General features: G+C 53.3%; 24 protein-coding genes, 1 other RNA gene and 2 pseudogenes. 20 read left to right on the top strand and 7 right to left on the bottom strand.

The window, feature by feature from the left end; translation table 11 throughout:
- Positions 1–178 precede the first annotated feature (178 nt).
- From SYMBAF_RS02995 to SYMBAF_RS03025, 7 genes are all read left to right on the top strand, one after another.
- Entirely contained in the window at positions 179–532 is a 354-nt protein-coding gene (locus tag SYMBAF_RS02995; RefSeq protein ID WP_152609026.1) for a hypothetical protein, read from the top strand.
- Between the two features lie 134 nt (positions 533–666).
- The gene (locus tag SYMBAF_RS03000) at positions 667–1,347 is read left to right on the top strand and encodes a DedA family protein (RefSeq protein WP_040263260.1); all 681 of its coding nucleotides are present in this window, start codon (positions 667–669) and stop codon (positions 1,345–1,347) included.
- 126 nt (positions 1,348–1,473) lie between these two features.
- Complete coding sequence (locus tag SYMBAF_RS03005) at positions 1,474–1,728, top strand: hypothetical protein (RefSeq protein ID WP_237162923.1); 255 nt, start codon at positions 1,474–1,476, stop codon at positions 1,726–1,728.
- A gap of 192 nt (positions 1,729–1,920) precedes the next feature.
- Complete coding sequence (locus SYMBAF_RS03010; RefSeq protein WP_040263259.1) at positions 1,921–2,286, top strand: DUF1090 domain-containing protein; 366 nt, start codon at positions 1,921–1,923, stop codon at positions 2,284–2,286.
- Between the two features lie 166 nt (positions 2,287–2,452).
- Positions 2,453–2,758, top strand: a complete 306-nt coding sequence (locus SYMBAF_RS03015; RefSeq protein WP_006708628.1) for an ElaB/YgaM/YqjD family protein — start codon at positions 2,453–2,455, stop codon at positions 2,756–2,758.
- 2 nt (positions 2,759–2,760) lie between these two features.
- Complete coding sequence (locus SYMBAF_RS03020; RefSeq protein ID WP_040263257.1) at positions 2,761–3,162, top strand: phage holin family protein; 402 nt, start codon at positions 2,761–2,763, stop codon at positions 3,160–3,162.
- Positions 3,159–3,446, top strand: coding sequence for a YqjK-like family protein (locus SYMBAF_RS03025; protein WP_040263255.1), 288 nt, complete (start codon positions 3,159–3,161; stop codon positions 3,444–3,446). The genes SYMBAF_RS03020 and SYMBAF_RS03025 overlap by 4 nt, the downstream gene beginning before the upstream one ends.
- A gap of 473 nt (positions 3,447–3,919) precedes the next feature.
- Here the strand turns inward: SYMBAF_RS03025 and rnpB are convergent.
- Both rnpB and rsmI read right to left on the bottom strand, forming a co-directional pair.
- Positions 3,920–4,298: RNase P RNA component class A (rnpB, locus tag SYMBAF_RS03030), an RNA gene on the bottom strand.
- Between the two features lie 41 nt (positions 4,299–4,339).
- The gene (rsmI, locus tag SYMBAF_RS03035; RefSeq protein ID WP_040263253.1) at positions 4,340–5,203 is read right to left on the bottom strand and encodes a 16S rRNA (cytidine(1402)-2'-O)-methyltransferase; all 864 of its coding nucleotides are present in this window, start codon (positions 5,201–5,203) and stop codon (positions 4,340–4,342) included.
- A gap of 62 nt (positions 5,204–5,265) precedes the next feature.
- Between rsmI and SYMBAF_RS03040 the strand changes: the two genes are divergently transcribed.
- The 4 genes from SYMBAF_RS03040 to dolP are packed head-to-tail and all read left to right on the top strand — an operon-like array spanning position 5,266 to position 8,831.
- On the top strand, positions 5,266–7,272 hold the full coding sequence (locus SYMBAF_RS03040; RefSeq protein WP_040263251.1) for a penicillin-binding protein activator: 2,007 nt from the start codon (positions 5,266–5,268) through the stop codon (positions 7,270–7,272).
- Positions 7,269–7,622 (top strand): YraN family protein, encoded by a 354-nt coding sequence (locus SYMBAF_RS03045; RefSeq protein ID WP_061770701.1) that lies wholly within the window; start codon positions 7,269–7,271, stop codon positions 7,620–7,622. Before SYMBAF_RS03040 ends, SYMBAF_RS03045 begins: the two co-directional genes overlap by 4 nt.
- 33 nt (positions 7,623–7,655) lie before the next feature.
- The gene (diaA, locus tag SYMBAF_RS03050) at positions 7,656–8,246 is read left to right on the top strand and encodes a DnaA initiator-associating protein DiaA (RefSeq protein ID WP_040263246.1); all 591 of its coding nucleotides are present in this window, start codon (positions 7,656–7,658) and stop codon (positions 8,244–8,246) included.
- A gap of 9 nt (positions 8,247–8,255) precedes the next feature.
- Complete coding sequence (dolP, locus tag SYMBAF_RS03055) at positions 8,256–8,831, top strand: division/outer membrane stress-associated lipid-binding lipoprotein (RefSeq protein ID WP_040263244.1); 576 nt, start codon at positions 8,256–8,258, stop codon at positions 8,829–8,831.
- Positions 8,832–9,577: 746 nt separating this feature from the next.
- On the opposite strand, the gene SYMBAF_RS03060 is transcribed toward dolP, so the two are convergent.
- On the bottom strand, positions 9,578–9,904 hold the full coding sequence (locus SYMBAF_RS03060) for a YggL family protein (protein ID WP_040263242.1): 327 nt from the start codon (positions 9,902–9,904) through the stop codon (positions 9,578–9,580).
- Positions 9,904–10,623 carry a tRNA (guanosine(46)-N7)-methyltransferase TrmB gene (trmB, locus tag SYMBAF_RS03065; RefSeq protein ID WP_040263240.1) on the bottom strand — a complete coding sequence of 240 codons (720 nt, stop codon included), beginning with the start codon at positions 10,621–10,623 and terminating at the stop codon, positions 9,904–9,906. Before trmB ends, SYMBAF_RS03060 begins: the two co-directional genes overlap by 1 nt.
- 177 nt (positions 10,624–10,800) lie before the next feature.
- Between trmB and mutY the strand changes: the two genes are divergently transcribed.
- The 8 genes and pseudogenes from mutY (at position 10,801) to SYMBAF_RS03105 (ending at position 18,369) form a co-directional block, all read left to right on the top strand.
- Positions 10,801–11,886 carry an A/G-specific adenine glycosylase gene (gene mutY / locus SYMBAF_RS03070; RefSeq protein WP_152609025.1) on the top strand — a complete coding sequence of 362 codons (1,086 nt, stop codon included), beginning with the start codon at positions 10,801–10,803 and terminating at the stop codon, positions 11,884–11,886.
- A 1-nt stretch (position 11,887) separates the two neighbouring features.
- Positions 11,888–12,160 (top strand): oxidative damage protection protein, encoded by a 273-nt coding sequence (locus tag SYMBAF_RS03075; protein ID WP_040263238.1) that lies wholly within the window; start codon positions 11,888–11,890, stop codon positions 12,158–12,160.
- Positions 12,161–12,415: 255 nt separating this feature from the next.
- Entirely contained in the window at positions 12,416–13,492 is a 1,077-nt protein-coding gene (gene mltC / locus SYMBAF_RS03080) for a membrane-bound lytic murein transglycosylase MltC (RefSeq protein ID WP_040263236.1), read from the top strand.
- A 262-nt stretch (positions 13,493–13,754) separates the two neighbouring features.
- Complete coding sequence (locus SYMBAF_RS03085; protein WP_040263227.1) at positions 13,755–15,104, top strand: NCS2 family permease; 1,350 nt, start codon at positions 13,755–13,757, stop codon at positions 15,102–15,104.
- Between the two features lie 215 nt (positions 15,105–15,319).
- A complete protein-coding gene (locus SYMBAF_RS03090) occupies positions 15,320–16,969 on the top strand; it encodes a Na+/H+ antiporter (protein WP_040263225.1) in 1,650 nt (549 codons plus the stop codon).
- 54 nt (positions 16,970–17,023) lie between these two features.
- A pseudogene (locus SYMBAF_RS03095) lies at positions 17,024–17,593 on the top strand (transposase); the annotation flags it as partial.
- Positions 17,594–17,803: 210 nt separating this feature from the next.
- Complete coding sequence (locus SYMBAF_RS03100; protein WP_006708643.1) at positions 17,804–18,073, top strand: type II toxin-antitoxin system Phd/YefM family antitoxin; 270 nt, start codon at positions 17,804–17,806, stop codon at positions 18,071–18,073.
- Positions 18,074–18,075: 2 nt separating this feature from the next.
- Positions 18,076–18,369 carry a type II toxin-antitoxin system RelE/ParE family toxin gene (locus SYMBAF_RS03105; protein WP_082026827.1) on the top strand — a complete coding sequence of 98 codons (294 nt, stop codon included), beginning with the start codon at positions 18,076–18,078 and terminating at the stop codon, positions 18,367–18,369.
- A gap of 103 nt (positions 18,370–18,472) precedes the next feature.
- Here the strand turns inward: SYMBAF_RS03105 and SYMBAF_RS03110 are convergent.
- Together SYMBAF_RS03110 and SYMBAF_RS03115 are read right to left on the bottom strand one after the other, a co-directional pair.
- Positions 18,473–18,626: pseudogene (locus SYMBAF_RS03110) on the bottom strand (IS256 family transposase); the annotation flags it as partial.
- Positions 18,627–19,167: 541 nt separating this feature from the next.
- Complete coding sequence (locus SYMBAF_RS03115; protein ID WP_040263220.1) at positions 19,168–19,680, bottom strand: SprT family zinc-dependent metalloprotease; 513 nt, start codon at positions 19,678–19,680, stop codon at positions 19,168–19,170.
- A gap of 299 nt (positions 19,681–19,979) precedes the next feature.
- Between SYMBAF_RS03115 and fumA the strand changes: the two genes are divergently transcribed.
- A complete protein-coding gene (gene fumA / locus SYMBAF_RS03120; protein WP_040263218.1) occupies positions 19,980–21,626 on the top strand; it encodes a class I fumarate hydratase FumA in 1,647 nt (548 codons plus the stop codon).
- A gap of 92 nt (positions 21,627–21,718) precedes the next feature.
- Here fumA and SYMBAF_RS03125 read toward each other — a convergent pair whose 3' ends face one another.
- Entirely contained in the window at positions 21,719–23,086 is a 1,368-nt protein-coding gene (locus SYMBAF_RS03125) for an amino acid permease (protein WP_040263215.1), read from the bottom strand.
- Positions 23,087–23,495 lie beyond the last annotated feature (409 nt).

Raw genomic sequence — 23,495 nt, forward strand, 5'->3', positions numbered from 1 at the left:
AGTCAAAAGTCGTTTGGTTATGTCAGATAATGTAAAATCCGCTGAATCGATACCACAACCGCCGTTTGCTGAGGGCTAATTCGCCATCGGTAAAGTAAATTTCTCTATTGCCAATAGTGCTATTTTGGTAGAGTTAGGCCACTTTTTTACCCATTGCTAGGGGGAAGAACGGGAAGACATGCGCGGGTTGTTAACCATGCTGATTGATCTTTTTTGCTGGATGGGTTCGATCTCCGGCCTAAAGTTATGTGCAGCATCATCCCAAACTATCCGCAGCGCATGGAGCCGCTGGTCATCGCTGGCGGATACGGTACTTTCCCCCTATGATCAGGTTTGTCAAACGCTGGCTGTAGAGCCGTGTCGCACGGCCAATTACCGCTGCTGGTCGCTGTCCAATGGCTTCCGACCGCTACCCTGGGCCACCGTTTCCCGACCATTCTCTGCCCAATGGTCGGACACTGCATGCCCCCACTGGTTAGGCGGTTGGAAAGAAAGTCAGTCATATGCTTGCATGCTGATTGATCACCCTTGACTCGGTGTTGCACCGATAGAACCCACTAAAAAGCTACGCTGTTTCAGCGTTATCAGCACAGGATCAGGAGCGCCGCACGCTTCCCCCAACGCCCGCTGACACCCAGGCCCACAATGACGTTTTAGGAACACCGGATGGACATCATTAAAGAACTGTTACATGCCTTATGGCAGCAGGATTTTGATACGCTGGCGAACTCTTCACTAGTGTGGACCCTTTATGCCCTATTATTTATGATCCTGTTTTTGGAAAATGGCCTGCTACCAGCCGCCTTCCTGCCGGGTGATAGCCTGCTGATTCTGGTGGGCGTTTTGATCGCCAAAGGCACCATGAATTTCCCGCTGACCATTCTGATCCTGACCGTCGCCGCCAGCCTGGGGTGCTGGGTTAGTTACATACAGGGTAAATGGCTTGGCAATACGCGAACGGTGCAAGGTTGGCTGTCGCATTTGCCTACTCATTATCACCAACGGGCGCATCAATTGTTCCACCGCCATGGCCTTTCCGCCTTACTGGTTGGCCGCTTCTTGGCGTTTATCCGCACCCTGTTGCCGACCATTGCTGGCCTCTCTGGCTTGAGCAACGCGCGCTTCCAATTTTTTAACTGGATGAGCGGCCTGCTGTGGGTGCTGATCCTGACCTCATTGGGCTTCGCGTTGGGTAAAACTGCGGTGTTCCGCAAATATGAAGACCAACTGATGTTCTGCCTGATGCTGCTGCCGCTGGTATTGCTGGTGATCGGGTTGGTTGGCTCGTTGATCGTGCTGTGGCGCAAAAAGCGCGCAGACAGCCATAACCCAGGAAAAGGGGCATGATAGCCTCGCGTTCGTGTTGGCTGCCCTGATGGCCGCGCTTAACCTGCTGGCACTGGCTACCCTGTTGCTGCCTGCTACAGGGAGCGCACTGAGGGCGAATTGCACATCCACGCTAGTCGGCAAAGCATGCTGCTCCCTAACGGTTTTTGCCTCTACCAACGTCTGGATGAGCACGGTATCCACATCAAAAGCATTACGCCAAAAGGCGCCAGCTTGCTGATCCGGCTGGATCCACCGGAACAACAATTGCCAGCGCGCGAAGTATTGCAAAATAGTCTTACCTCAGGTTATAGCAGCGTGCTGAATTTGCCCCTCACTCCTTCTCATTGGGCAGGTGAATTTGTAGGTTTCCCGCTTAATCAAGGATCAAACCCTGCATAGACGGGGGCGGGGCTTTCTCCCGTATTTTCCGTAATTGGCCAGAACTCATGGCTGATTCTTTGGGGGTTAGCGCATTTCATGACTAAGCTGAATAATGTCAGCTAGGCTGTGTCAGTCTCCTACTATGCTGCCTGAGTCAGCCGGGAGAGACGAATGCGTGCCATTGCATCCCATTAACCAGGAACCGATAGCATGAAATTATGCCGTTTACTCTTACTGGCTCTCCCGCTATGTACACTACCAGCGTTGTCGTTTGCGCTAGAAGACGGCTGTGCCAGCAAGGCGCAGAACATCCAGCAGCAGATTGATTACGCCACCCAGCATGGCAATATTCACCGTGTAACTGGGCTGAAAAAGGCGCTGAGTGAGGTGCAAACTCACTGTACCAGCGCGCAACTGCAAGCCGAACGCCAGAAGAAAGTTGATGAAAAACAAAGCAAGGTGGCTAAACGTCAGCAGGAGATGAAACAAGCGATGCAGACTGGCAACCTGGAAAAAGTCGGCAAGAAACAGAATAAACTGGCGCAAGCTGAGCTAAAACAAACTCAGAGGGAATAATTTTTTACCCTAGTGGATATTTATCGATGAGAGCCGCAGTACACGGGGTTTTTACCGGGTAAAAATGGATGTCTGGTTTTATCAACCTCCCCCCGTCCTTTGTGGCAACGAAAAAATCCGCTATGTTGCAATTCTGTCAATATTAACGTTGTTAAGGAATAATTACATGGCACATGATTCAAATGCAAAAAACTTACGCGCTGAACTGAAATCTTTAGCTGATACGCTGGAAGAAGTGCTGAACTCGTCCAAAGACAAGCCGAAAGCCGAGTTAGAAAAACTACGCTCAAAGGCAGAAAGCGCATTGCAAGACACCCGCGCGCGCCTGAGTGATGCAGGGGACAAAATCGCTTGTCAAACCAGGCAAATTGCTGAGCAGGCAGATGATTATGTGCGTGAAAACCCCTGGTCTGGTGTTGGCATCGGTGCTGCGGTGGGCGTAGTGCTGGGCGTTTTGCTCGCGCGTCGCTGATTATGGCTGAGCAACCGCAAGTCCGCGCGCCCGGTCCCGCAAAAGGGGTGTTGGATATCGGCCAGCGTATCATCACCATTGTGGTCGGCATGGTGGAAACCCGGCTTCGTCTGGCGGTGGTCGAATTGGAAGAGGAGAAAGCCAATCTCATTCAGTTGCTGGTCATGGCTGGTTTGACGCTGCTGTTTACTGCCTTTGGCCTAATGAGCTTATTGATCCTGATTTTTTGGGCTATCGATCCGCTCTACCGGCTGATGGCGCTAGGGGCTACCACTGGCGTGCTGTTGTTCTTGGCCATCGTTGGCACTATCTGGACGTTGGTCAAGGTTCGGCGCACTACGCTATTGGGAGACACGCGCAAACAACTGGCCATCGACCACACCGAGTTGGAAGGGGAACCATGAGCCGCCGCCACGACCTGAAACGTGAAAAAGAGCACCTGATTCGGCAGATCCAGCAACAGCGGCTGGATCTGGCCGAGAGCAAAACCCGGTGGTTGGAAAAAACCACACGCATTGACCGTAGCTGGCAAATGGTGTTTGGCTTGCGCCGTTACCTGGTACTTGGCTCTGGCGTCATGGCGCTATATGGCATCCGTCACCCCAGCAAGTTGATACGCTGGTCGCGCCGTGCCTTGGGTGCGTGGGGCGCTATACGATTGTTTAAAAAGACTTTTGCTGCCAAATAGTCCTTTGTTTTCATTTGGCCCTCCCCTTGCAGCGCCCTCGTTTTGCTGAAGCTAAGCTTTGCTACCGTTGAGTGCTGAGTCACCTGTGGGGCAAACCCTTTTTATTGTCAGAGTCGCGATTTTGTCACTTACCGCCCCAGCCAGGATAAAGTCTCTTTCTGGCTGGAGGCAGTTGCTGGCATGGCCTCACGCTGCCATATCATCTGAATTGAACTCAATATGGATTTGGTCATAAGGTAGCACTATTTTTTGCTGTCCTTATCTAAAACTCCGCCGTTCAGCAGCAAATAAGCATCGTGATAAACGCTGCGGAAATCACGATGTTTATCAGAATGACTATATCTTGTTACGAAGCACCAGCCAGGATAGTTGAGCTTGTAAAAAATGAAGTTAGCATCGTGATCTGGCTGAAAATTTCAGCGTACAACAACCAAAACTCCTGCGTAACATATTGTTACGCAGGAGTTTTTTATTGGGGGAGTTGACCGATAAGCCGGGTTCTGTCGTGGACAGTCATTCCTCTAGGCCAGCAATCGCTCACTGGCTCAAGCAGCCTACCCGGATTCAGTACGGGCCGTACCATGTGAATCCCTATTTGGCCTTGCTCCGGGTGGAGTTTACCGTGCCACGAACTGTTGCCAGCCGCGCGGTGCGCTCTTACCGCACCCTTTCACCCTTACCTGATCCCGCTTGCGCGAGCCATCGGCGGTTTGCTCTCTGTTGCACTAGTCGTAGGCTTGCGCCTCCCAGGCGTTACCTGGCACCCTGCCCTATGGAGCCCGGACTTTCCTCCCCTTCACCTGTCTCCCCCGAAGAGGACGGCAATGAAGCGGCGACTGTCTGGTCAACTCCGGCGCGGATGGTAGCGCCGCGTTGGCGATAGGTCAACTGCTTTACGATCCTTGTTGCTCTAACGCGTGCTTGTACAGCGCATTCTTCTTCACGCCGTGGATTTCTGCCGCCAGCGCTGCCGCCTTTTTCAGCGGCAACTCTTTTTGCAAAAGCGCCAGCGTGCGCAGTGCGTCAAGCGGTAGAACATCCTCTTGCGCCTTGTGGCCTTCGACGATGAGTACCATCTCGCCACGGCGGCGCATTTCGTCTTCCTGTACCCAGGCCAGCACTGCACCGACTGGTGCACCATAGATTGACTCCCAGGTTTTGGTCAGTTCGCGTGCCAACACCACATAGCGCTGTGGCCCCCAAACGGTGACCATGTCCTGCAAACTTTCTACCAGACGATGGGTAGATTCATAGAAAATCAGCGTGCGTGCTTCCTCTGCCAGCGCCATCAGCGTATCCTTACGCCCCTTGGTTTTCGCAGGCAGGAAACCTTCATAACAAAAACGGTCTGAGGCGACGCCAGCAGCGCACAGGGCGGTAGTTGCTGCGCAGGCTCCCGGCAACGGCACCACGCGGATACCGGCTTCGCGGCAACGGCGTACCAAGTGATAACCGGGGTCGTTGATAAGTGGTGTGCCAGCATCAGAGACTAGCGCTATACTCTGACCTGCCTGCAACTTTACCAGCAGTTGTTCGGTTTTTTGCTGTTCGTTATGATCATGCAGTGCAAACAACCGTGCGCTAATCGCAAAATGTTGTAACAGCAAGCCGGTATGGCGTGTGTCTTCTGCGGCAATCAGATCAACGTTTTTCAGTACTTCTAGCGCACGGTAGGTTATATCGCCTAAGTTGCCGATAGGCGTGGGTACTACATACAGCGTTGATGTAGAAATGACGGATTGTTGCTGTTGATTCATTGTTTCATCCGGGTTGCCGATTTAATATTGTGCATCTTGAAAAAAACACCACTGGATACCGTATGCTTTCCTCAACATTTGTTGCTACCAAAGCAGGGCATTCCAAGCCTGTCCGACTTACCGCAGTCATCGCAGCACTCCTTTTGCTGGTGGGTTGTGCAAGTCCGGTACCGCAAACGCCGCCCGTCAATATACAAGATGAGGCCAACGCCAACGCTGATTACTATCTGCTGCAACTGCAACAAAGCAGTGATGATAACAAGGCTGACTGGCAATTACTTGCTATTCGCGCGTTGTTGCGTGAGGGGAAATTGCCCCAGGCCAGTGAGCAGTGGGAACAACTGCCCAAAAACCTCAGCAGCGTGCAATTGGCGGAACGACAACTGCTGACCGCTGAACTAGAGGTAGCCAGCAAAAGAAACATCAGCGCTCGTAGCACTCTGGATCATCTGGATAGCGGTTCGCTGTCGGCTAATCAGCGGATGCGCTACTATCAGGCGCAAATTGCCGCCAATCAGGGTACCCCTTCTCTGCCGCTGATCCGCGCCTATATTGCGCAAGAACCGCTGCTGATCGGCCAGGCACACCAAAACAATCTCGATCAGACCTGGCAAACATTGCTGCAATTGACGCCGCAGAACGTCAATAGCCTGGTGATCAACGCCAACGAGAACGTGCTGCAAGGATGGCTAGATCTGCTGCGGGTCTATCAGGATAATCGGCAAGATCCAGACCTGCTCCAGGCGGGCATCAAAGATTGGAAAAACCGCTACCCGCATAATCCGGCGGCGAAAACATTGCCAACCCCGTTGAACCCGGTGTTAAACCTCACCCAAGCCTCCACCTCAAGCATCGCTTTGTTGCTGCCGCTGAGCGGCCAAGCTCAGATGTTCGCCGACGCCATTTTGCAGGGTTTTGAAGCCGCGAAGAACGGCGTCTCCGCATCTGCGCCGACACCGCAAGCACTGCAAACCACTAACCCTGACCAATCGGCCGTCATCTCCGCAGATCTCAACGCCAGCGGTGCGGTCAGTACCTCGCCGCAGCCAGCAGATCAGACGGTGCCTTCTATAGCGTCAATCACCCCATCGCAGGCTACCAATAATGTGCAAGTTAAGGTGTATGACACCACTAGCCAGCCGTTGACAGCGTTGCTGAACCAGGCGCAGCAGGATGGTGCTACGCTGGTGGTCGGCCCGTTGCTGAAAGAAAACGTCGATCAGCTTTCTGGTAGCCATACCACGCTGAACGTACTGGCACTCAATCAGCCGGAAACGCCGAATGATGACCCAAACATCTGTTACTTTGCGCTGTCGCCGGAGGATGAAGCGCGCGATGCCGCCCGCCATATCTGGGATCAACAGCAACGCCAACCGCTGCTGTTGGTGCCGCGCGCTTCCTTCGGCGATCGTGTCGCCAAAGCCTTTAATCAAGAATGGCAAAAGCTGGGTGGCCAAAGGGTATTACAGCAAGGTATTGGCTCTGCCGATGAACTGCGTAAGGCGGCAAACAGCGGCGGCCTTCGCTTGACTGGCATGCCGATTCCCTCCATTCCCACGCCACCCAACGTGACTATCGCCGGGGAGACCCCTCCCGTGTCATCGAGCGATGAGCCAAGGGGAGCTGGCGGTGGCATTGATGCGGTTTATATCGTCGCCACCCCGGCCCAGTTGACGTTGATCAAACCGATGATTGATATGGCTACCAACTCGCGCAGCAAGCTGGCGGTATACGCCAGCTCGCGTAGTTATCAGGCCGGAGCCGGTCTGGACTTTCGTCTGGAAATGGAAGGTCTACAGTTCAGCGACATCCCGCTGTTGGCGGGTGCCAACCCGCAATTGTTGCAACAGGCAACTGCGCGCTTCCATAACGACCACTCGCTGGTGCGCCTGTATGCGATGGGGATGGATGCCTGGGCATTGGCTAATCACTTTGGTGAACTGCGCTATTTGCCCGCCCTCCAACTCTCTGGCACCACCGGTATGCTCACCGCTGCGCCAGGCTGCGTGATCAACCGAAAACTGCCTTGGCTACAGTATCGCCAGGGGGTGGTAGTGCCGATCTCATGAATCAACGTGCCACAGGGGCGGGTTATGAGCTGTTGGCTCGGCGTCATCTGGAACGCGCTGGTCTCACTTTTTGCGCGGCCAACGTTGCGCTGCGCGGCGGCGAACTCGACCTTATCATGCGTGATGGTCAAACCTGGGTGTTCGTCGAAGTGCGTTACCGCCGCAATGATACCTTTGGCGGTGCGGCCGCCAGTGTTACCTACCGTAAACAGCAGCGGCTGCTGCACGCCGCCGCCGTCTGGCTGGCGGGGCGCGGAGCCAGCTTTGACACATCATCTTGCCGTTTTGATGTTATGGCCATTACCGGTAGCCAGTTAGCCTGGATACCCAACGCCTTCAATGCGGATTAATCGGGTTTTACCCTTTGACTGAGTGGATTCAACGTGCTGGATAAAATTAAAGCCTGTTTTACCGAAAGCATCCAAACCCAGATCGCAGCAGCGGAGGCTCTGCCAGACGCCATCTCCCGCGCGGCGATGACACTGGTTCAATCTTTACTCAACGGTAACAAGATCCTGTGCTGTGGCAATGGCACCTCGGCGGCCAACGCGCAGCACTTCGCCGCGAGCATGATCAATCGTTTTGAAACCGAACGCCCCAGCTTGCCAGCCATCGCCCTTAACGCCGATAACGTGGTGCTGACTGCTATCAGCAACGATAGACTGCACGACGAAGTTTACGCCAAGCAGGTGCGCGCACTGGGGCACACCGGCGACATTTTGCTGGCGATTTCCACCCGTGGTAACGGCCGTGATATTGTGAAAGCGGTGGAGGCAGCGGTCACGCGGGATATGACGATTGTTGCGCTTACCGGCCACGACGGCGGGGAACTGGCCGGTTTGCTCGGCCCACAGGATGTTGAGATCCGTATTCCATCGCACCGTAGTGCACGCATTCAGGAAATGCATATGTTGACCGTAAACTGCCTTTGCGACCTGATAGATAGTATATTGTTTCCCCACCAGGACGATTAAGGAACGAGGATGAAGCTAAAAGCCCCATTTGCAGTACTGTGCAGCGCCCTGTTGTTACAAGGCTGTATCGCTGGTGTGGTGATCGGCAGCGCAGCTATCGCCACTAAAACTGCCACTGATCCGCGCAGCATTGGCACCCAAGTGGACGATGGCACCTTGGAAGCCCGGGTTGAAAACGCGCTGAGTAAAGATCCGCAGTTGAAGAAGGATGCCCGGGTAGTCGCTACCGCTTATCAGGGCGAAGTGTTGTTGACGGGGCAATCGCCGAACAGCGATATGACCCGCCGTGCCAAACAGATCGCCATGGGGGTTGAAGGTGCTAGCAAAGTGTATAACGAGATCCGTCAGGGCAAGCCGGTTAGCCTGAGCACGGCTTCTTCTGATACCTGGATCACCACCAAAGTACGCTCGCAACTGCTCACCAGCGATACGGTGAAGTCTACCAACGTGAAGGTCACTACCGAGAATGGTGAAGTGTTCCTGTTGGGTCTGGTCACGCGACAAGAAGGCCAGGCGGCGGCGCAAATTGCCAGCCAGATCAGCGGCGTGAAACATGTCACTACTGCCTTTAGCTACGTAAAATAACCGCCGATCCGCTGCCATTCCCGGCCTGCATCCTGTTCATATTGATGTAAGCCTCTTTAACGCTGCCAGTGGTCACTGCCTGCCCTGATTGGCGCGTATTCTTACGTCGCCCTAAGGCTTCCCTATCACTAGCGTATCTAGCGCCCGCCCAGGATGCACCGTGTGCAGCTTCACGTCTCCTGTGTATGCCAGGTTTATCGGATTCAACACGGGAGCCATTCCCCAGTGCTCACCCTCCTCACGGACTCCCTGTACGCTGCGGTTGTTGCAACCTGGCTGCAATAATGTACGCCTACTGGGATAAGCTCTAAGATACACCTCTCCTGAGTGACAAATATTTCATCGTTGGACTGGAATAATTAAACCTTTAAATAGGGGCAGTGTATGCATCTATAAATCAGTCAGTGAGATAAACGCTGGTTCGGTTCACTCCAGCATGGTGTTTCCCAAAGTGAAGGTCACGGGTGCCAGGAGGGGGCGTTGGGGCGGTACCTCCGGTAGACAGCGCGGGTGCCCAAGGGGAAACGGCCAAGAGCCAAGTGTGTGGCAAAGCCAGCTATATCAAAGCCGTCCTTAATGTTAGGCCAGGTGTGGGGGCAGTCCAGATAGCGCGGCCAGCGGCTGGTGATGGCAGGCCACAAGGGCTACGGCAAAATCACGCCGCTCACCTGCGGATCGTTTAATCGATCTTTACGCGATCAGCATTGACCCGCCAGACAGCTTAAACCTTAACTGCGTGAGAAGTCTCAGTCCCACCAGATGTCGAATAAATCGCTGACCTTTACATCGATCAGTTTGCGCGCGTCCAGCCAGTTTTTTACCTGTGCGCGGTGCTCATTGGTGCAGTGGCCGATCCGTTGCAGGCAGATAAGACCTTCCCATTGCAGGTAGCCACTGCCGTCAAACGCCAGACCGTTAGGTTCAATCGCCTCGTCGATAAACGCGTCCAGCGTATTATCGATGTCCTCAACGGCAGTGCCTTCGGTGAAGCGCCAGGCTACCGAAAAACCCATTTCCTGAAACTCTTCTATGTGTAATTTCTTGCGTAAACGACGACTGCGTTTCATAGCCATTATTTTCTCCTCTCGAACATCAAATCCCAGACGCCATGTCCCAGGCGTTGGCCGCGTAATTCAAATTTTGTCAGCGGACGCGTATCCGGGCGCGGCAGGTAATCATTATCACTGGAAAGATTACGGTAGCCTGTGACTCCGTTCATCACTTCTAACATATGTTCTGCATAAGGTTGCCAGTCAGTGGCCATATGGAAGACGCCATCCATTTTCAGTTTGCTCAGCACCAGCTCAACAAAGGGGGGCTGGACGATCCGGCGTTTATTGTGGCGCGCTTTGTGCCACGGATCGGGGAAGAACAACTGCACCATGTCCAACGAACTGTCCGGGATCATATTCTGCAGCACCTCAACCGCGTCGTGACACATCACACGCAGGTTGCTCAGTTTGGCTGCGTGGGCATCCGCCAGGCAAGCACCTACACCCGGCAAATGCACTTCTATCCCCAAAAAGTTCTGTTGCGGGTTGTTGCCTGCTATGGTTACTAGCGAAGCGCCCATGCCAAAGCCGATCTCGAGTACCGTTGGCGCGTTGCAGCCAAATAGTGCGGCGATGTCGACGGGTTCAGCCTGATACTCCACGCCCATTACCGGCCAATAGTTGTCCAATGCCTGCTGCTGGCCTTTGGTCAACCGCCCTTGGCGGCGGACAAAACTACGGATACGGCGCATCGCGCGGCCATTCTGATCAAATTCCGGGGAGATGACGTCATTAATCATAGTGTTTTCTGTCTGTTTGACTGCCAATTAGGAAAAGGCGCATTATGCAAAGATACCTTGCTTTAGCAAGTATTCATCTTAATGCTTGCCGTACGGTGTTGGAAAGTTCCGGTTTACAGCATCCTGACTCTATGCTGCAATCTTGCTTCATTTTTTTGCCGGATATCGAATCTGCTTATGATGCAAGCACAACAGTTCGCATCGGTGGTGCTTAGCTGGTACCAACGCTATGGTCGCAAAACCCTGCCATGGCAGCTTGATAAAACCGCCTATCAGGTATGGCTCTCTGAAGTGATGTTGCAGCAGACTCAGGTTGCCACCGTCATTCCTTATTTTCAGCGGTTTATGGCACGTTTTCCCAATGTGCGCGCGCTGGCTGAGGCTCCGCTGGACGAAGTGCTGCATCTATGGACTGGCCTGGGCTACTATGCCCGCGCGCGCAACTTGCACAAAGCGGCGCAGACTATTGTCGTGCAGCATAGCGGCGAATTCCCGACTACCTATGCAGACATTGCCGCTTTGCCCGGCATTGGCCGTTCCACTGCGGGTGCCGTGTTGTCGTTGGCGCTCGGCCAGCACTATCCGATCCTTGATGGCAATGTGAAGCGCGTGTTGGCCCGCTGCTATGCGGTGGAAGGCTGGCCGGGCACAAAAACGGTCGAGAACCGGCTGTGGACGATCAGCGAAGAGGTCACCCCAGCTCAGGATGTCGGCCAGTTCAACCAGGCGATGATGGATCTGGGGGCCATGGTGTGTACCCGCACCAAACCCAAGTGCGAGCTTTGCCCACTCAATGTTGGTTGCATCGCCTACGCCAATCACCACTGGGCAAAATACCCCGGCAAGAAGCCAAAGCAAACCCTGCCGGAAAAAACCGCCTACTTTTTATTGCTGCAACACGGCGAACGCGTGTGGCTGGAACAGCGCCCAGCGGTTGGGCTATGGGGCGGTTTGTTCTGCTTCCCGCAGTTCAGCGAACGGGATGGTTTGGTCTTCTGGCTGCAACAACGCGGTGTGAAAAGCAACCGCATGGAACAGCTAAGTGCATTTCGCCATACATTCAGTCACTTTCATCTTGATATCGTGCCGATGTGGCTGGAAATGAGCGCGGTGGGTGGCGGCATGGATGAGGGAGCGGGTCTCTGGTATAACTTAGCACAGCCGCCCTCGGTCGGGCTGGCAGCGCCGGTTGATCGCCTGTTGCAACTGTTGGCAAAGCAGTCTCCAAGACGACAAAATTTATCGCCATTGATGAGGAATTAGCATGAGCCGCACCATTTTTTGTACCTTCCTACAGCGCGATGCCGAAGGGCAGGATTTTCAGCTTTATCCGGGGGATGTCGGCAAGCGCATCCTTGACGAAATATCCAAAGAAGCATGGGGGGAATGGATGAAGAAGCAAACTATGCTGATCAATGAGAAAAAACTGAACATGATGAACCTTGATGACCGCAACCTGCTGGAGCAAGAGATGATCAAATTCCTGTTTGAAGGGCACGATGTGCACATCGAAGGCTATACACCACCCGGCGAATAATATTGTTGGGGCCATGCTGTACTTTTATATACCCGTGATACTTCAAGTTGCCTGTGCGTGAGCTTTCCTCGCTTACCCCAGTCACTGACGGGTGACAGCGCCTGTGGATTAATCAGCCTCATTCCGGAGGTTCAGCCTGTGGCCCAGTACATGCGCTGTTCAAATCGCTTCCCGACCGATTTGTTGCCGCGTTGTTGATTTCCTGCAACTCGAATTATTCAGGGTATAATTCTTAGCGTATACGGCGTTAACAAGATGAAGAAAACGTTAGCTTTGCTGGTGATAGCGCTGTTGTTGATCGCCTGTTCCGGCAAAAAAAGTGATCAAATCAATCAAGCCTGGGTCAAAGACACCAACGGTTTCGACATCCTGATGGGCCAATTTGCCCACAATATCGAGAATATTTGGGGCATGAACGAGGTTCTGATCGCCGGGCCGAAAGATTATGTCAAATATACCGATCAGTATCAGACCCGCAGCCATATCAACTTTGATTCCGGTACTATTACCTTTGAAACCATCGCTACCACCGATCCGGCTGCACATTTGCGTCAGGCGATCATCAGCACCTTGCTGATGGGGGACGATCCTGGCTCTATCGATCTTTATTCCGATGTCAACGATATCCAGATCAGTCAAGAACCGTTCCTCTATGGTCAAGTTCTGGATAACAAAGGATTGCCCATCCGCTGGGAATGGCGAGCGGCACACTTTGCCGATGATCTGCTGCAAACTAAACTACAAAAACGCACCTCTGGCTTGCATGTGATCTATGCGATCACCATCCAACTGGTGTCAAATCACCTGGACAAACGAGCGCACAAATACTTGCCGATGGTGCGCAAGGCATCGGAGAAGTACGGTGTAGAGTCGTCGCTGATCCTGGCAATCATGCAGATCGAATCGAGCTTTAACCCATATGCGGTGAGCGGCTCAGACGCGTTGGGCCTGATGCAGGTGGTGCAACATACCGCTGGCAAAGATGTGTTCCAGATGCAGGGTAAATGGGGCAAACCGAGCCGCAGCTACCTGTTCGATCCAGAAAACAACATTGATACCGGCACCGCTTATCTGGCGCTATTGCAGAACAACTATCTGGACGGTATTCAGAACCCGGCCTCGCACCGCTATGCGGTGATCACCGCTTACAACGGCGGTGCAGGCAGCGTGTTGCGGGTATTTTCCAGCGACAGAAGCCGCGCGGTGAGCATTATCAACGGCATGCAACCCGACGAAGTGTATCAGATGCTGGCTACCCAGCATCCAGCCGCCGAGTCACGCCGTTATTTGGTGAAGGTGAACAAGGCGCAGAAAAGCTACTGGCACCGTTGATAATCCCAGCAGGAATGCCCCCACTAGCGTTGCGCACAGCGTTATTTTACCGATATTTTCTGTATGACTTTCCGCAATATTTAGTTGATTCGACGGGATAGAAGACTGGATAATCGTTTGCCTTTTGCGCAACGTCGGTTGGCCGCGCTGTTGAAGGGCATGAAGCAAACATGACGGGAAATATCCCGTGGCAATCCAGCATGCGCGGGATGACAAACCTGTGGCAACAAGCTGATTAATTAAACACAGGAGACAGCAACATATGTCGGAACCTCATGCGAATAATGCCGACGGGCTTGATGGTTATTTTAATATATCCGCGCGCGGTAGCACCGTGCGTCAGGAGGTGGTGGCAGGGCTGACCACCTTCCTGGCGATGGTCTACTCGGTGATCGTGGTGCCGAGCATGTTGGGCAAGGCGGGATTTTCACCAACGGCGGTGTTTGTCGCCACCTGTCTGGTGACCGGCTTCGGTTCGTTGCTGATGGGGCTATGGGCTAACTTGCCGATGGCGATCGGCTGTGCGATTTCCCTGACGGCTTTCACCGCTTTCAGCTTGGTGCTGGGTCAGCATATCAGCATTCCGGTGGCGCTGGGGGCGGTATTACTGATGGGCGTGCTGTTCACTATCATTTCGGTCACTGGCATTCGCGCCTGGCTGCTGCGTAACCTACCAATGGGCGTGGCGCATGGCACTGGCATCGGCATCGGCCTGTTTCTCTTACTGATCGCCGCTAACGGTGTTGGCCTGGTGGTGAAGAATTCGCACGACGGCCTGCCAGTGGCCCTGGGTGCCTTGACCTCCTTCCCGGTGGTGATGACGTTGCTTGGGTTGACGGTAATTATTGGTTTGGAAAAACTGCGCGTACCCGGTGGTATTTTGCTGGTGATTATTGCTATCTCGGTTATCGGCCTGATCGTCGACCCAGAAGTGAAATACCAAGGACTGTTCGCCATGCCAAGCTTGGTGGATGCCCAAGGCAACTCGCTGATTTTCAGTTTGGACATCATGGGTGCATTGCATCCGCTCGTGTTGCCGAGCGTGTTGGCGCTGGTGATGACTGCGGTGTTTGACGCCACTGGCACCATCCGCGCGGTGGCTGGGCAGGCCAATTTGTTGGATAAGAGCGGGCAGATTATCAACGGTGGTAAAGCGCTGACTGCGGACTCCCTCAGCAGTATTTTCTCCGGCCTGGTAGGCACCGCACCTGCTGCGGTGTATATCGAATCTGCCGCTGGTGCCGCTGCGGGCGGCAAGACCGGCCTGACTGCCACTGTGGTTGGCGTATTGTTCCTGCTGCTGTTGTTCCTGTCGCCGTTATCCTATCTGGTGCCAGTCTACGCGACTGCGCCAGCGTTGATGTACGTTGGCCTGCTGATGCTCAGTAACGTCACCAAGCTGGATTTCAACGACTTCGTGGATGCCATGGCTGGGCTGCTGTGTGCGGTGTTTATCGTGCTGACTTGCAACATTGTTACCGGTATTATGCTGGGCTTCAGCTCACTGGTTATTGGCCGCATCTTTTCCGGCGAGTGGCGCAAGCTGACTATCAGCACCGTGCTGATCGCCCTGGCGCTGGTGGGGTTCTATGCCAGCGGTTGGGCAATTTAACGCGGGCTATTTTGCATCAGGATGATGCTTGGCTTGGGGCCTTGCGCTATCCATCTTCAAACTGCTGGTACCCATAACGCGTTTTCATCTTCAGCTAAAAGCCGCCGTTTTGCTGCGTTTTGAATGTTATAACAAGCTTTAATCGCTGTAAAAAAGTGACCTATTATCAGCGTATGCACCAGAGATGTGGCCTGAATTCGGAGTTTAAGAAAAGCATGGAAATTTTTTTTACTATCCTCATTTTGACCCTGGTGGTCTCCCTATCTGGGGTAGTGACGCGCATGTTGCCGTTCCAGATGCCGCTACCGTTAATGCAAATCGCCATCGGTGCCTTGTTGGCTTGGCCACATTTCGGGCTGCATGTCGATTTTGACCCCGAACTGTTTATGGTGCTGTTTATCCCGCCGCTGCTGTTTGCTGATGGCTGGAAAATGCCGATGCGTGAATTTTTGCACTATGGGCGCGAAATTCTTGGTTTGGCGTTGGTGTTGGTATTAATTACTGTCGTCGGCATCGGCTACCTGATTTATGCCATGGTACCAGGCATTCCGTTGGTGGCGGCCTTTGCGCTAGCGGCGGTGCTGTCGCCAACCGATGCCGTGGCGTTGTCCGGCATTGTTGGTAAAGGGCGCATTCCTAAACCCATCATGGGTGTGCTCGAAGGCGAAGCATTGATGAACGATGCTTCCGGCCTGGTGTCGCTAAAATTTGCCATCGCGGTGGCGATGGGCACCATGGTGTTCACCGTCGGAGGTGCTACCCTTGAGTTCCTCAAGGTGGCGATCGGTGGTTTGCTGGCTGGTGTGGCAGTCACCTGGACTTACAGCAAATCCCTGCGCTTAATTAGCCGCTGGAGCGGCGATGATCCGGCTACACAGATTGTCTTCCTGCTATTGCTGCCGTTTGCCTCTTATCTGATCGCCGAGCATGTTGGCGTCTCAGGCATTCTGGCGGCGGTAGCCGCAGGGATGACCATCAGCCAGTCTGGTGTGATCCGCAATGCGCCGCTGGCGATGCGCTTGCGTGCTAACAGCGTCTGGGCGATGCTGGAATTTGTCTTCAACGGCATGGTGTTCATCATGTTGGGCCTGCAACTCCCTGGTATTTTGGAAACCTCGCTTATGCAGGCTGAGCTAGATCCAACCATTCAGACTTGGTATCTGTTCGCCGATGTGGCATCCATTTACGCTGCGCTGCTAGTGCTGCGTTTTACCTGGCTGTGGCTGATGAAAAACGCCAGCAAACGCTTTATGAAAAAGCGTCCGCTGCAATTTGGCAATTACAGCATGCGCGAGTTATGGGTGGCGTCATTCGCCGGGGTGCGTGGGGCGATTACTTTGGCCGGTGTGCTGTCGATACCGTTATTGCTGAGTGATGGCAGTGCCTTCCCGGCACGTTATCAACTGATATTTATTGCTACCGGGGTGATCCTGCTGTCGCTGATTGTTGGCGTGTTGGTGCTACCGCTGTTGCTACGTGGTGTGCAGGTGGCAGATAAGAGTGCCAGCAAGAGCGAAGAACGCATGGCCATTGTCATGGCAGCGGAGGTGGCGGTGGAGAGCGTCAATAAAATGGAGGAACGCTTGGCCGCCGATACTGAGGAAAACATCGATCCGCAGGTGTTGAAAGAGATCAGTTCGCGGGTGGTAGGTATGTTACGCCGCCGCATTGCCTCGAAGGAAGATATCGAGAATGCGCTGGTGATGGAAAACCTTGAACGGCGTTTCCGCCTGGTGGCGCTGCGTGCTGAACGCGGCGAGCTGTACCACTTACGCGCTACGCAGAAAATCAGCAATGAGACATTACAGAAGCTGCTGCACGATCTCGATCTGCTGGAAGCGCTGCTGATAGAGCGCGAAGAGTAACACAGCGAGCCGCACAAGCGGCTCTTCATGACCTGTTCTCTTATGGCTGAACGTACTGACGTAGCTAACCGTGGGTTGAACGATATCCCCATCGCCTGCGTGAACAGCCTGAAAGGCTTCCCGGACGCCATCAATGAGGTCTATTCGCAGGCGCGCGTATCCAGTTGTGTATCGTGCATAGGGTGCGCAATACCTGCGGTTCCCCTCCGAAGGACTACAAGGCCGTCACCCATGATCTGAAGGCCGTCTATCAGGCAGCAACGGCAGAGGCGGGTTTGCAGGCGCTGGAAGCGTGCGGCAGTGCTTGGGACAGCCGATATCCGCAGATAAGTTGCAATTGGCAGGTAAACTGGGCGAATCTTGCCACGTTCGTTGCATACCCGGCGGATATCGGCATGGTGATCCACCACGTTTGCATCACCAACGCCATCGAGTCGTTAGACAGCGTGATCCGCCATGCGATCAAAAAGCGTCAGGTGTTCCTGACAGACGATTGAGTGAAAAAAGGGGGGGCTGACCATCTGGGCGGCCTCAAAGAAATGGACGATGCCGCTGAGGGACTGGCGTATGGCGATGAACCGCTTTATTACCGAGTTCGGTGGCCGCCTAGACAGTCACTTCTGAAAAATGTATTTATACAGAATGGTAAACAGGCTCCAATCCGTCTAACTACAACATATAGACTGAGTGCTTTGCTCTTTTACAATATATTGGGCCTTCCCCACGCCCGTGGGGGTGTTTCTTGTTTTTAAGTCAGTACACATGGGCCACTAGTGATTATCTGTCTTTTTGGCTATAATGGCTATTCGAGCCATTATAGATAGTAGGTTATTTATGGAAGTCATTCCTGCACAACTCGCTAAGAACCAGTTTGGTGATCTGCTGATGAAAGTTCAGCGTGAGCCAGTGGAGATTAGTAAGCATGGTAAGCGTGTGGCCGTGGTCATTTCTCCTGAAGAGTATGATCAGTTTGCACAGCTTAAGCTACAGAGTTTAAAAGCTATTCTGGCAGAATCCATTGCACAGGCCGATCGTGATGAGTTACATAGTATTGATGATGTATTTGCACCTTTGACGGTCGATGAACTTGAAGATAAGGCTTAGGGATGAGCGTTCAGTTTACTAAGAATGCCAGAGAGCATATTCGGGCAATAAAACGCTATTCCCTGCGTCGGTGGGGGGGTAGCGTAGCAGAGGCTTACGCTAATTCGTTGCGTGTAACTATGACAGATATTCTTGATCGTCAGCCGTCCCCCGGACGTGATCGTAGTATGGATCTTCATTTTGGGGTGCGGAGTTTCCCTGTTGAGAGTCATATTATCTACTATCGAGAAGTTCCTGCTGGTATTGAGGTGTTGGCAGTATTACACCAGACGCAAGATCCACATAATCACCTGTAATCATGGGGCAAGCCGATACAGCATTCTGTGTAAGTGCCTTTTCTCAGTAGTGACCGTCCAGGTGGTCGCCGGACTCAATAACAAAGCGGCTCATCGCCATGCGTCAGTCCCTCAGCGGCATCGTCTATTTTTGTGATGCCGCCTGGATAGCTAGCCATACCACTTTTTTCACTGAAGTCGTCCGTCGGGAACACTTTACGCTTTTTGATGGCATGCCGGATCACTCTGTTCAGCGATTCTATGGTCGCATAGTCATAACCTCATTTTAATTGATGTGTCTATTACACATCGTATAACGCGACATGGGCGTTACTTTGTTACAAAGCCGGGTTCGGGGTTATTTGGGAAACCGACGAACAGAGGGAAGTGGGGTTATCTCATCATGATCACTGATAGGACGATTTTTAAATACACCCTTGAGGTGTACCGCGAAGCGGATGGATATCGGGCCATTTCCCGCCGCTGGAAGTGCAAGAAAAACCTGGTCGATCATAAAACGCAATTCACCTCGCCGGACAAGACGGGGTTACGTACGCAGGCATATCCACCGACCCGACAAGGTAAAATTTTCCTGAATTCCGACTTTGGGAGTGATGACAATATATAACATTTTGAAAATGATACCGAGCGCGGAAACGGTGATCGTACTGCGAGATAGCATGGGGTTGACCCAGACGCAACTGGGCAACCTGATGGGGCTGGAGTCTTCCCCACGCCCGTGGGGGTTTTTCCAATATCCTTCAGGTTGCTTCAGGGCTGATTCACTACAGTTATCCGCTTTACATATTCTTCACTCTATTAAAAACTTTCATTAGCGATAAATTCCAGCTTTTCGCCGCACTGGCAGCAGCGATATTCGCTTTCGCCGCGCAGTACGCGGTTGTGGCGGCGCACGGTGAGCTGATGTTGCTGGCAGCCGCAGTGGTAGGGGAAAGTTTTGCGTTGCACTGAGGCGATCTCAAACTGGTGGGTGCGTTTGGCGGGGACTTGCAGCACGCTTTCCATCATCCAGCGCCATTCTCGGCCATGGGGTGCTACGCGGCCAAACTGGCGGAACGCCAACAGGTGTGCCAGCTCATGGGGTATCACTTCGTCGATAAACGCTTGCTGGTTTTCCATCAATAGCACCGGGTGCAGGTGGATTTCCCAAGCCAGCAGCCAGGCAGTTCCTGCGCTAGTGCCGCGTTGCTGGTAAATGATTTTCGGCTCTGGAAATTCGGCGGAAAAATGCTGCCGAGCCAGTTGCAACTTTTCTCGCAGGCAGCGCATCACCGCCTGTTGTAGCTTTATGGGGATTCTTACTTTGTTCATTGTAGGTAGCTTAAGCCTAGGCGTGGTGGCTGACAATAAGCCGATCGACGCTGATGGATTGTAATCAACGTGTTAACTGCGGGATAATAAAGCGTGCATGAGGAGCCAGTACCCGCAGTTCTCACTGGATAAAGTTGCCACGGTTCCCTTTACACAAAAACGGTTATTTTGCGATTTGGCGCAATAATTAGCTGCTTAAAAATACGTAAGGTGGGGGCAGTTTTTTGACTGACTGCAGCACCTGAGTAGTGCAGCTTCCGTGTGAATTTAATGCAATTGAGCGTGCAAGTGAGAGATCAATGTCGAATAAACCGTTCTATTACCAAGATCCGTTCCCGCTGAAGAAAGACGATACCGAATACTACCTGCTGAGCCGCGATCACGTCACCGTGAGCGAATTTGAAGGCCAGGAAATGCTGAAAGTCGCCCCGGAAGCGCTGACCCTCCTCGCCCAACATGCATTCCATGACGCCTCATTTATGCTGCGCACTGCGCATCAGCAACAGGTGGCCGACATCCTGCGAGATCCAGAGGCCAGCGAAAACGACAGATACGTTGCGCTGCAATTCCTGCGTAACTCAGAGATCGCCGCAAAGGGGATTTTGCCGACCTGCCAAGACACAGGTACGGCGATTATCGTTGGCAAGAAAGGCCAGCGTGTCTGGACTGGCGGCGGTGATGAGGCGGCGCTGTCGCGCGGGGTGTACAACACCTATATCGAAGATAATCTGCGCTATTCGCAAAACGCTGCGCTGGACATGTACAAAGAGGTCAATACTGGCAGCAATCTGCCAGCGCAGATCGATCTCTATACTGTGGATGGCGAGGAATATAAATTCCTGTGCATCGCCAAAGGCGGCGGTTCAGCCAACAAGACTTACCTGTATCAGGAAACCAAAGCGCTGTTGTCTCCGGGCAAACTGAAGGATTATCTGGTCGATAAAATGCGCACCTTAGGCACCGCCGCTTGCCCGCCGTACCATGTGGCGTTTGTTATCGGTGGCACTTCGGCCGAAGCAACGCTGAAGACCGTCAAACTGGCCTCTACCAAGTATTACGATGGCTTGCCGACTGAAGGCAATGAGTACGGCCAGGCGTTCCGCGATATGGCGTTGGAGGCAGAACTGCTGAAAGAAGCGCAGAATTTGGGGCTGGGCGCGCAGTTTGGCGGCAAATACTTCGCTCACGATATTCGTGTAGTGCGCTTGCCACGCCATGGCGCGTCCTGCCCGGTTGGCATGGGGGTATCCTGTTCTGCTGACCGTAATATTAAGGGCAAGATCAACCGTGATGGCATCTGGCTGGAAAAACTGGAGCACAACCCAGGCAAGTTTATTCCGCAGGCACTACGTCAAGCAGGGGAAGGCGAAGCGATCAAGATCGACCTCAATCTCCCGATGGCCGAGATCCTAAAACAGCTCGCGCAGTATCCGGTTGCCACCCGTCTATCGCTGAGCGGCACCATCATCGTGGCCCGCGATATCGCGCACGCCAAGCTGAAAGAACGCTTGGATCGCGGTGAAGGTCTGCCGCAGTACGTCAAGGATCACCCGATCTACTACGCTGGTCCTGCGAAAACACCGGACGGCTACGCATCCGGTTCACTTGGCCCGACCACCGCAGGGCGCATGGATCCCTATGTCGATCTGTTGCAGTCACATGGCGGTAGCATGATCATGCTGGCGAAGGGCAACCGCAGCCAGCAGGTGACCGATGCCTGCCATAAGCACGGCGGATTCTATCTTGGTAGCATCGGTGGCCCGGCGGCGGTGCTGGCACAGCAGAGTATTAAGAGCTTGGAGTGTGTCGAGTATCCTGAACTGGGGATGGAGGCAATCTGGAAAATTGTAGTAGAAGACTTCCCGGCGTTCATTTTGGTAGATGACAAAGGCAATGACTTTTTCCAGAAGATCCAAGCGGGCCAGTGTTCCAACTGCTTGAAATAACCCGCCCAAACCTGAGCAAAGGTATGTATGCCCCCAAGAGCGGAAAAATGCCCGCATTTGCGGGCCATTGGTGGTGTTTAGGGGGAAAACCTTTAGCGGCTGGAGATGCATTGGCTACGCTGCTTGATGGCGTAGCTGACCGCCAGAACTGCTATCCACAGCGGGATCAGTAACACCGAAATGCGAATGCCTGGCGTCAGGTACATGATCACCAAGATACCGGCCATAAATAGCAGGCACAGGTAGTTGCTGAACGGATACCAGATGGCTTTGAACTTCGGTTCGACGCTTTCACGGTTTTTAGCCGCGCGGAATTTCAGGTGCGCCAGGCTGATCATCGCCCAGTTGATCACTAGCGCCGAGATTACCAGCGCCATCAGCAGTTCGAAAGCACGCCCAGGGATCAGATAGTTGATCAGCACACAAAATGCGGTGGCGATGGCGGAAACGCCGATGGCGACCACCGGCACGCCACGGCTATCCACCTTCAGCAGGCTTTTCAGCCCGTTGCCTTGTTGTGCTAGGCCGAACAGCATGCGGCTGTTGCAGTAAACGCAACTGTTATATACCGACAGCGCAGCAGTCAGCACCACGATATTTAGCACGGATGCCACCAGATTGCTGTCCAACGCCTGAAAAATCAACACAAAAGGGCTGCCGCTTTCAACCACTTTGCTCCATGGGTAGAGCGAAAGCAGAACCACCAGTGAGCCGATATAAAAGATCAAGATACGGTAGATAACCTGGTGGGTGGCTTTGGGAATGCTCTTTTGCGGGTTGTCAGCTTCTGCTGCGGTGATGCCCACCAGTTCGAGGCCGCCGAACGAAAACATGATCACCGCCATCGCCATCACCAGCCCCATGCTACCATTTGGCAAGAAACCGCCTTGTGCCCATAGGTTGGTGACGGTGGCTTCTGGGCCACCCATGCCGCTGAACAGCAGATAGGCACCGAATGCGATCATACCGATTATCGCCACCACTTTGATGATGGCAAACCAGAACTCCACCTCGCCGTAGACTTTCACATTGGCCATGTTAATGGCGTTGATCACCAGAAAGAACACGGCGGCGGAGACCCAGGTGGGGATCTCCGGCCACCAGTACTGCACATAGATGCCGACTGCTGTTAGTTCTGCCATCGCCACCAGCACGTACAGCACCCAGTAGTTCCAGCCGGAGACGAAGCCAGCAAAATTACCCCAGTATTTGTACGCGAAATGGCTAAAGGAACCGGCCACTGGCTCTTCCACGATCATTTCACCGAGTTGGCGCATGATCAGAAACGCGATGAAACCGCCAATGGCATAGCCGAGAATGACCGAAGGGCCAGCCATTTTTATTGTTTGAGCGATACCAAGGAATAGCCCAGTACCTACTGCGCCCCCGAGGGCAATAAGCTGAATATGGCGGTTTTTCAGGCCGCGTTTTAGCTGGTCGCCATGTTGTTGACCATCCATCAATTAAACCTCTATGTTATGGCAGAATGATTCACATGCTGTAAAGTAATGGTTACGATACTTGTTTTATTTTATTTACGGCGATATGGCAATTAATTCAACGGAGCCGCTACCGGTCGGCAAAGAATAATGCTATGTGCGGCAGTTTGCACCTGTTTTGTGATGCCAGTGGTTAAGATTTCAGCAGGCTAGGCAACAAAATGTGGGTTGTGTGACGTCAGGGGGGAGACGAAATAACTTCGGCAGTGTCCCATCATTGTGCGTGAACGCTGCGATGATCAACGTCGGGACATCACCTGGATAAGCGCTTTTGATGGCGTCTAAAGGACAGTAAACCGCCTAACTTATCGCCGTTGGTGCAATAGTCATGCATTAAAACTGGGGTAATAAGGCTGTAACCTTCCTCATG

The organism is Serratia symbiotica (assembly GCF_000821185.2).
Taxonomy (GTDB): domain Bacteria; phylum Pseudomonadota; class Gammaproteobacteria; order Enterobacterales; family Enterobacteriaceae; genus Serratia; species Serratia symbiotica.

What these genes read in the sequence shown, in the direction of transcription:
- SYMBAF_RS02995 (WP_152609026.1), top strand. Translation starts at nt 179, where the DNA reads ATGCGCGGGTTGTTAACCATGCTGATTGATCTTTTTTGCTGGATGGGT.
- SYMBAF_RS03000 (WP_040263260.1), top strand. Translation starts at nt 667, where the DNA reads ATGGACATCATTAAAGAACTGTTACATGCCTTATGGCAGCAGGATTTT.
- SYMBAF_RS03005 (WP_237162923.1), top strand. Translation starts at nt 1,474, where the DNA reads ATGCTGCTCCCTAACGGTTTTTGCCTCTACCAACGTCTGGATGAGCAC.
- SYMBAF_RS03010 (WP_040263259.1), top strand. Translation starts at nt 1,921, where the DNA reads ATGAAATTATGCCGTTTACTCTTACTGGCTCTCCCGCTATGTACACTA.
- SYMBAF_RS03015 (WP_006708628.1), top strand. Translation starts at nt 2,453, where the DNA reads ATGGCACATGATTCAAATGCAAAAAACTTACGCGCTGAACTGAAATCT.
- SYMBAF_RS03020 (WP_040263257.1), top strand. Translation starts at nt 2,761, where the DNA reads ATGGCTGAGCAACCGCAAGTCCGCGCGCCCGGTCCCGCAAAAGGGGTG.
- SYMBAF_RS03025 (WP_040263255.1), top strand. Translation starts at nt 3,159, where the DNA reads ATGAGCCGCCGCCACGACCTGAAACGTGAAAAAGAGCACCTGATTCGG.
- rsmI (WP_040263253.1), bottom strand. Translation starts at nt 5,203, where the DNA reads ATGAATCAACAGCAACAATCCGTCATTTCTACATCAACGCTGTATGTA.
- SYMBAF_RS03040 (WP_040263251.1), top strand. Translation starts at nt 5,266, where the DNA reads ATGCTTTCCTCAACATTTGTTGCTACCAAAGCAGGGCATTCCAAGCCT.
- SYMBAF_RS03045 (WP_061770701.1), top strand. Translation starts at nt 7,269, where the DNA reads ATGAATCAACGTGCCACAGGGGCGGGTTATGAGCTGTTGGCTCGGCGT.
- dolP (WP_040263244.1), top strand. Translation starts at nt 8,256, where the DNA reads ATGAAGCTAAAAGCCCCATTTGCAGTACTGTGCAGCGCCCTGTTGTTA.
- SYMBAF_RS03060 (WP_040263242.1), bottom strand. Translation starts at nt 9,904, where the DNA reads ATGGCTATGAAACGCAGTCGTCGTTTACGCAAGAAATTACACATAGAA.
- trmB (WP_040263240.1), bottom strand. Translation starts at nt 10,623, where the DNA reads ATGATTAATGACGTCATCTCCCCGGAATTTGATCAGAATGGCCGCGCG.
- mutY (WP_152609025.1), top strand. Translation starts at nt 10,801, where the DNA reads ATGATGCAAGCACAACAGTTCGCATCGGTGGTGCTTAGCTGGTACCAA.
- SYMBAF_RS03075 (WP_040263238.1), top strand. Translation starts at nt 11,888, where the DNA reads ATGAGCCGCACCATTTTTTGTACCTTCCTACAGCGCGATGCCGAAGGG.
- mltC (WP_040263236.1), top strand. Translation starts at nt 12,416, where the DNA reads ATGAAGAAAACGTTAGCTTTGCTGGTGATAGCGCTGTTGTTGATCGCC.
- SYMBAF_RS03085 (WP_040263227.1), top strand. Translation starts at nt 13,755, where the DNA reads ATGTCGGAACCTCATGCGAATAATGCCGACGGGCTTGATGGTTATTTT.
- SYMBAF_RS03090 (WP_040263225.1), top strand. Translation starts at nt 15,320, where the DNA reads ATGGAAATTTTTTTTACTATCCTCATTTTGACCCTGGTGGTCTCCCTA.
- SYMBAF_RS03100 (WP_006708643.1), top strand. Translation starts at nt 17,804, where the DNA reads ATGGAAGTCATTCCTGCACAACTCGCTAAGAACCAGTTTGGTGATCTG.
- SYMBAF_RS03105 (WP_082026827.1), top strand. Translation starts at nt 18,076, where the DNA reads ATGAGCGTTCAGTTTACTAAGAATGCCAGAGAGCATATTCGGGCAATA.
- SYMBAF_RS03115 (WP_040263220.1), bottom strand. Translation starts at nt 19,680, where the DNA reads ATGAACAAAGTAAGAATCCCCATAAAGCTACAACAGGCGGTGATGCGC.
- fumA (WP_040263218.1), top strand. Translation starts at nt 19,980, where the DNA reads ATGTCGAATAAACCGTTCTATTACCAAGATCCGTTCCCGCTGAAGAAA.
- SYMBAF_RS03125 (WP_040263215.1), bottom strand. Translation starts at nt 23,086, where the DNA reads ATGGATGGTCAACAACATGGCGACCAGCTAAAACGCGGCCTGAAAAAC.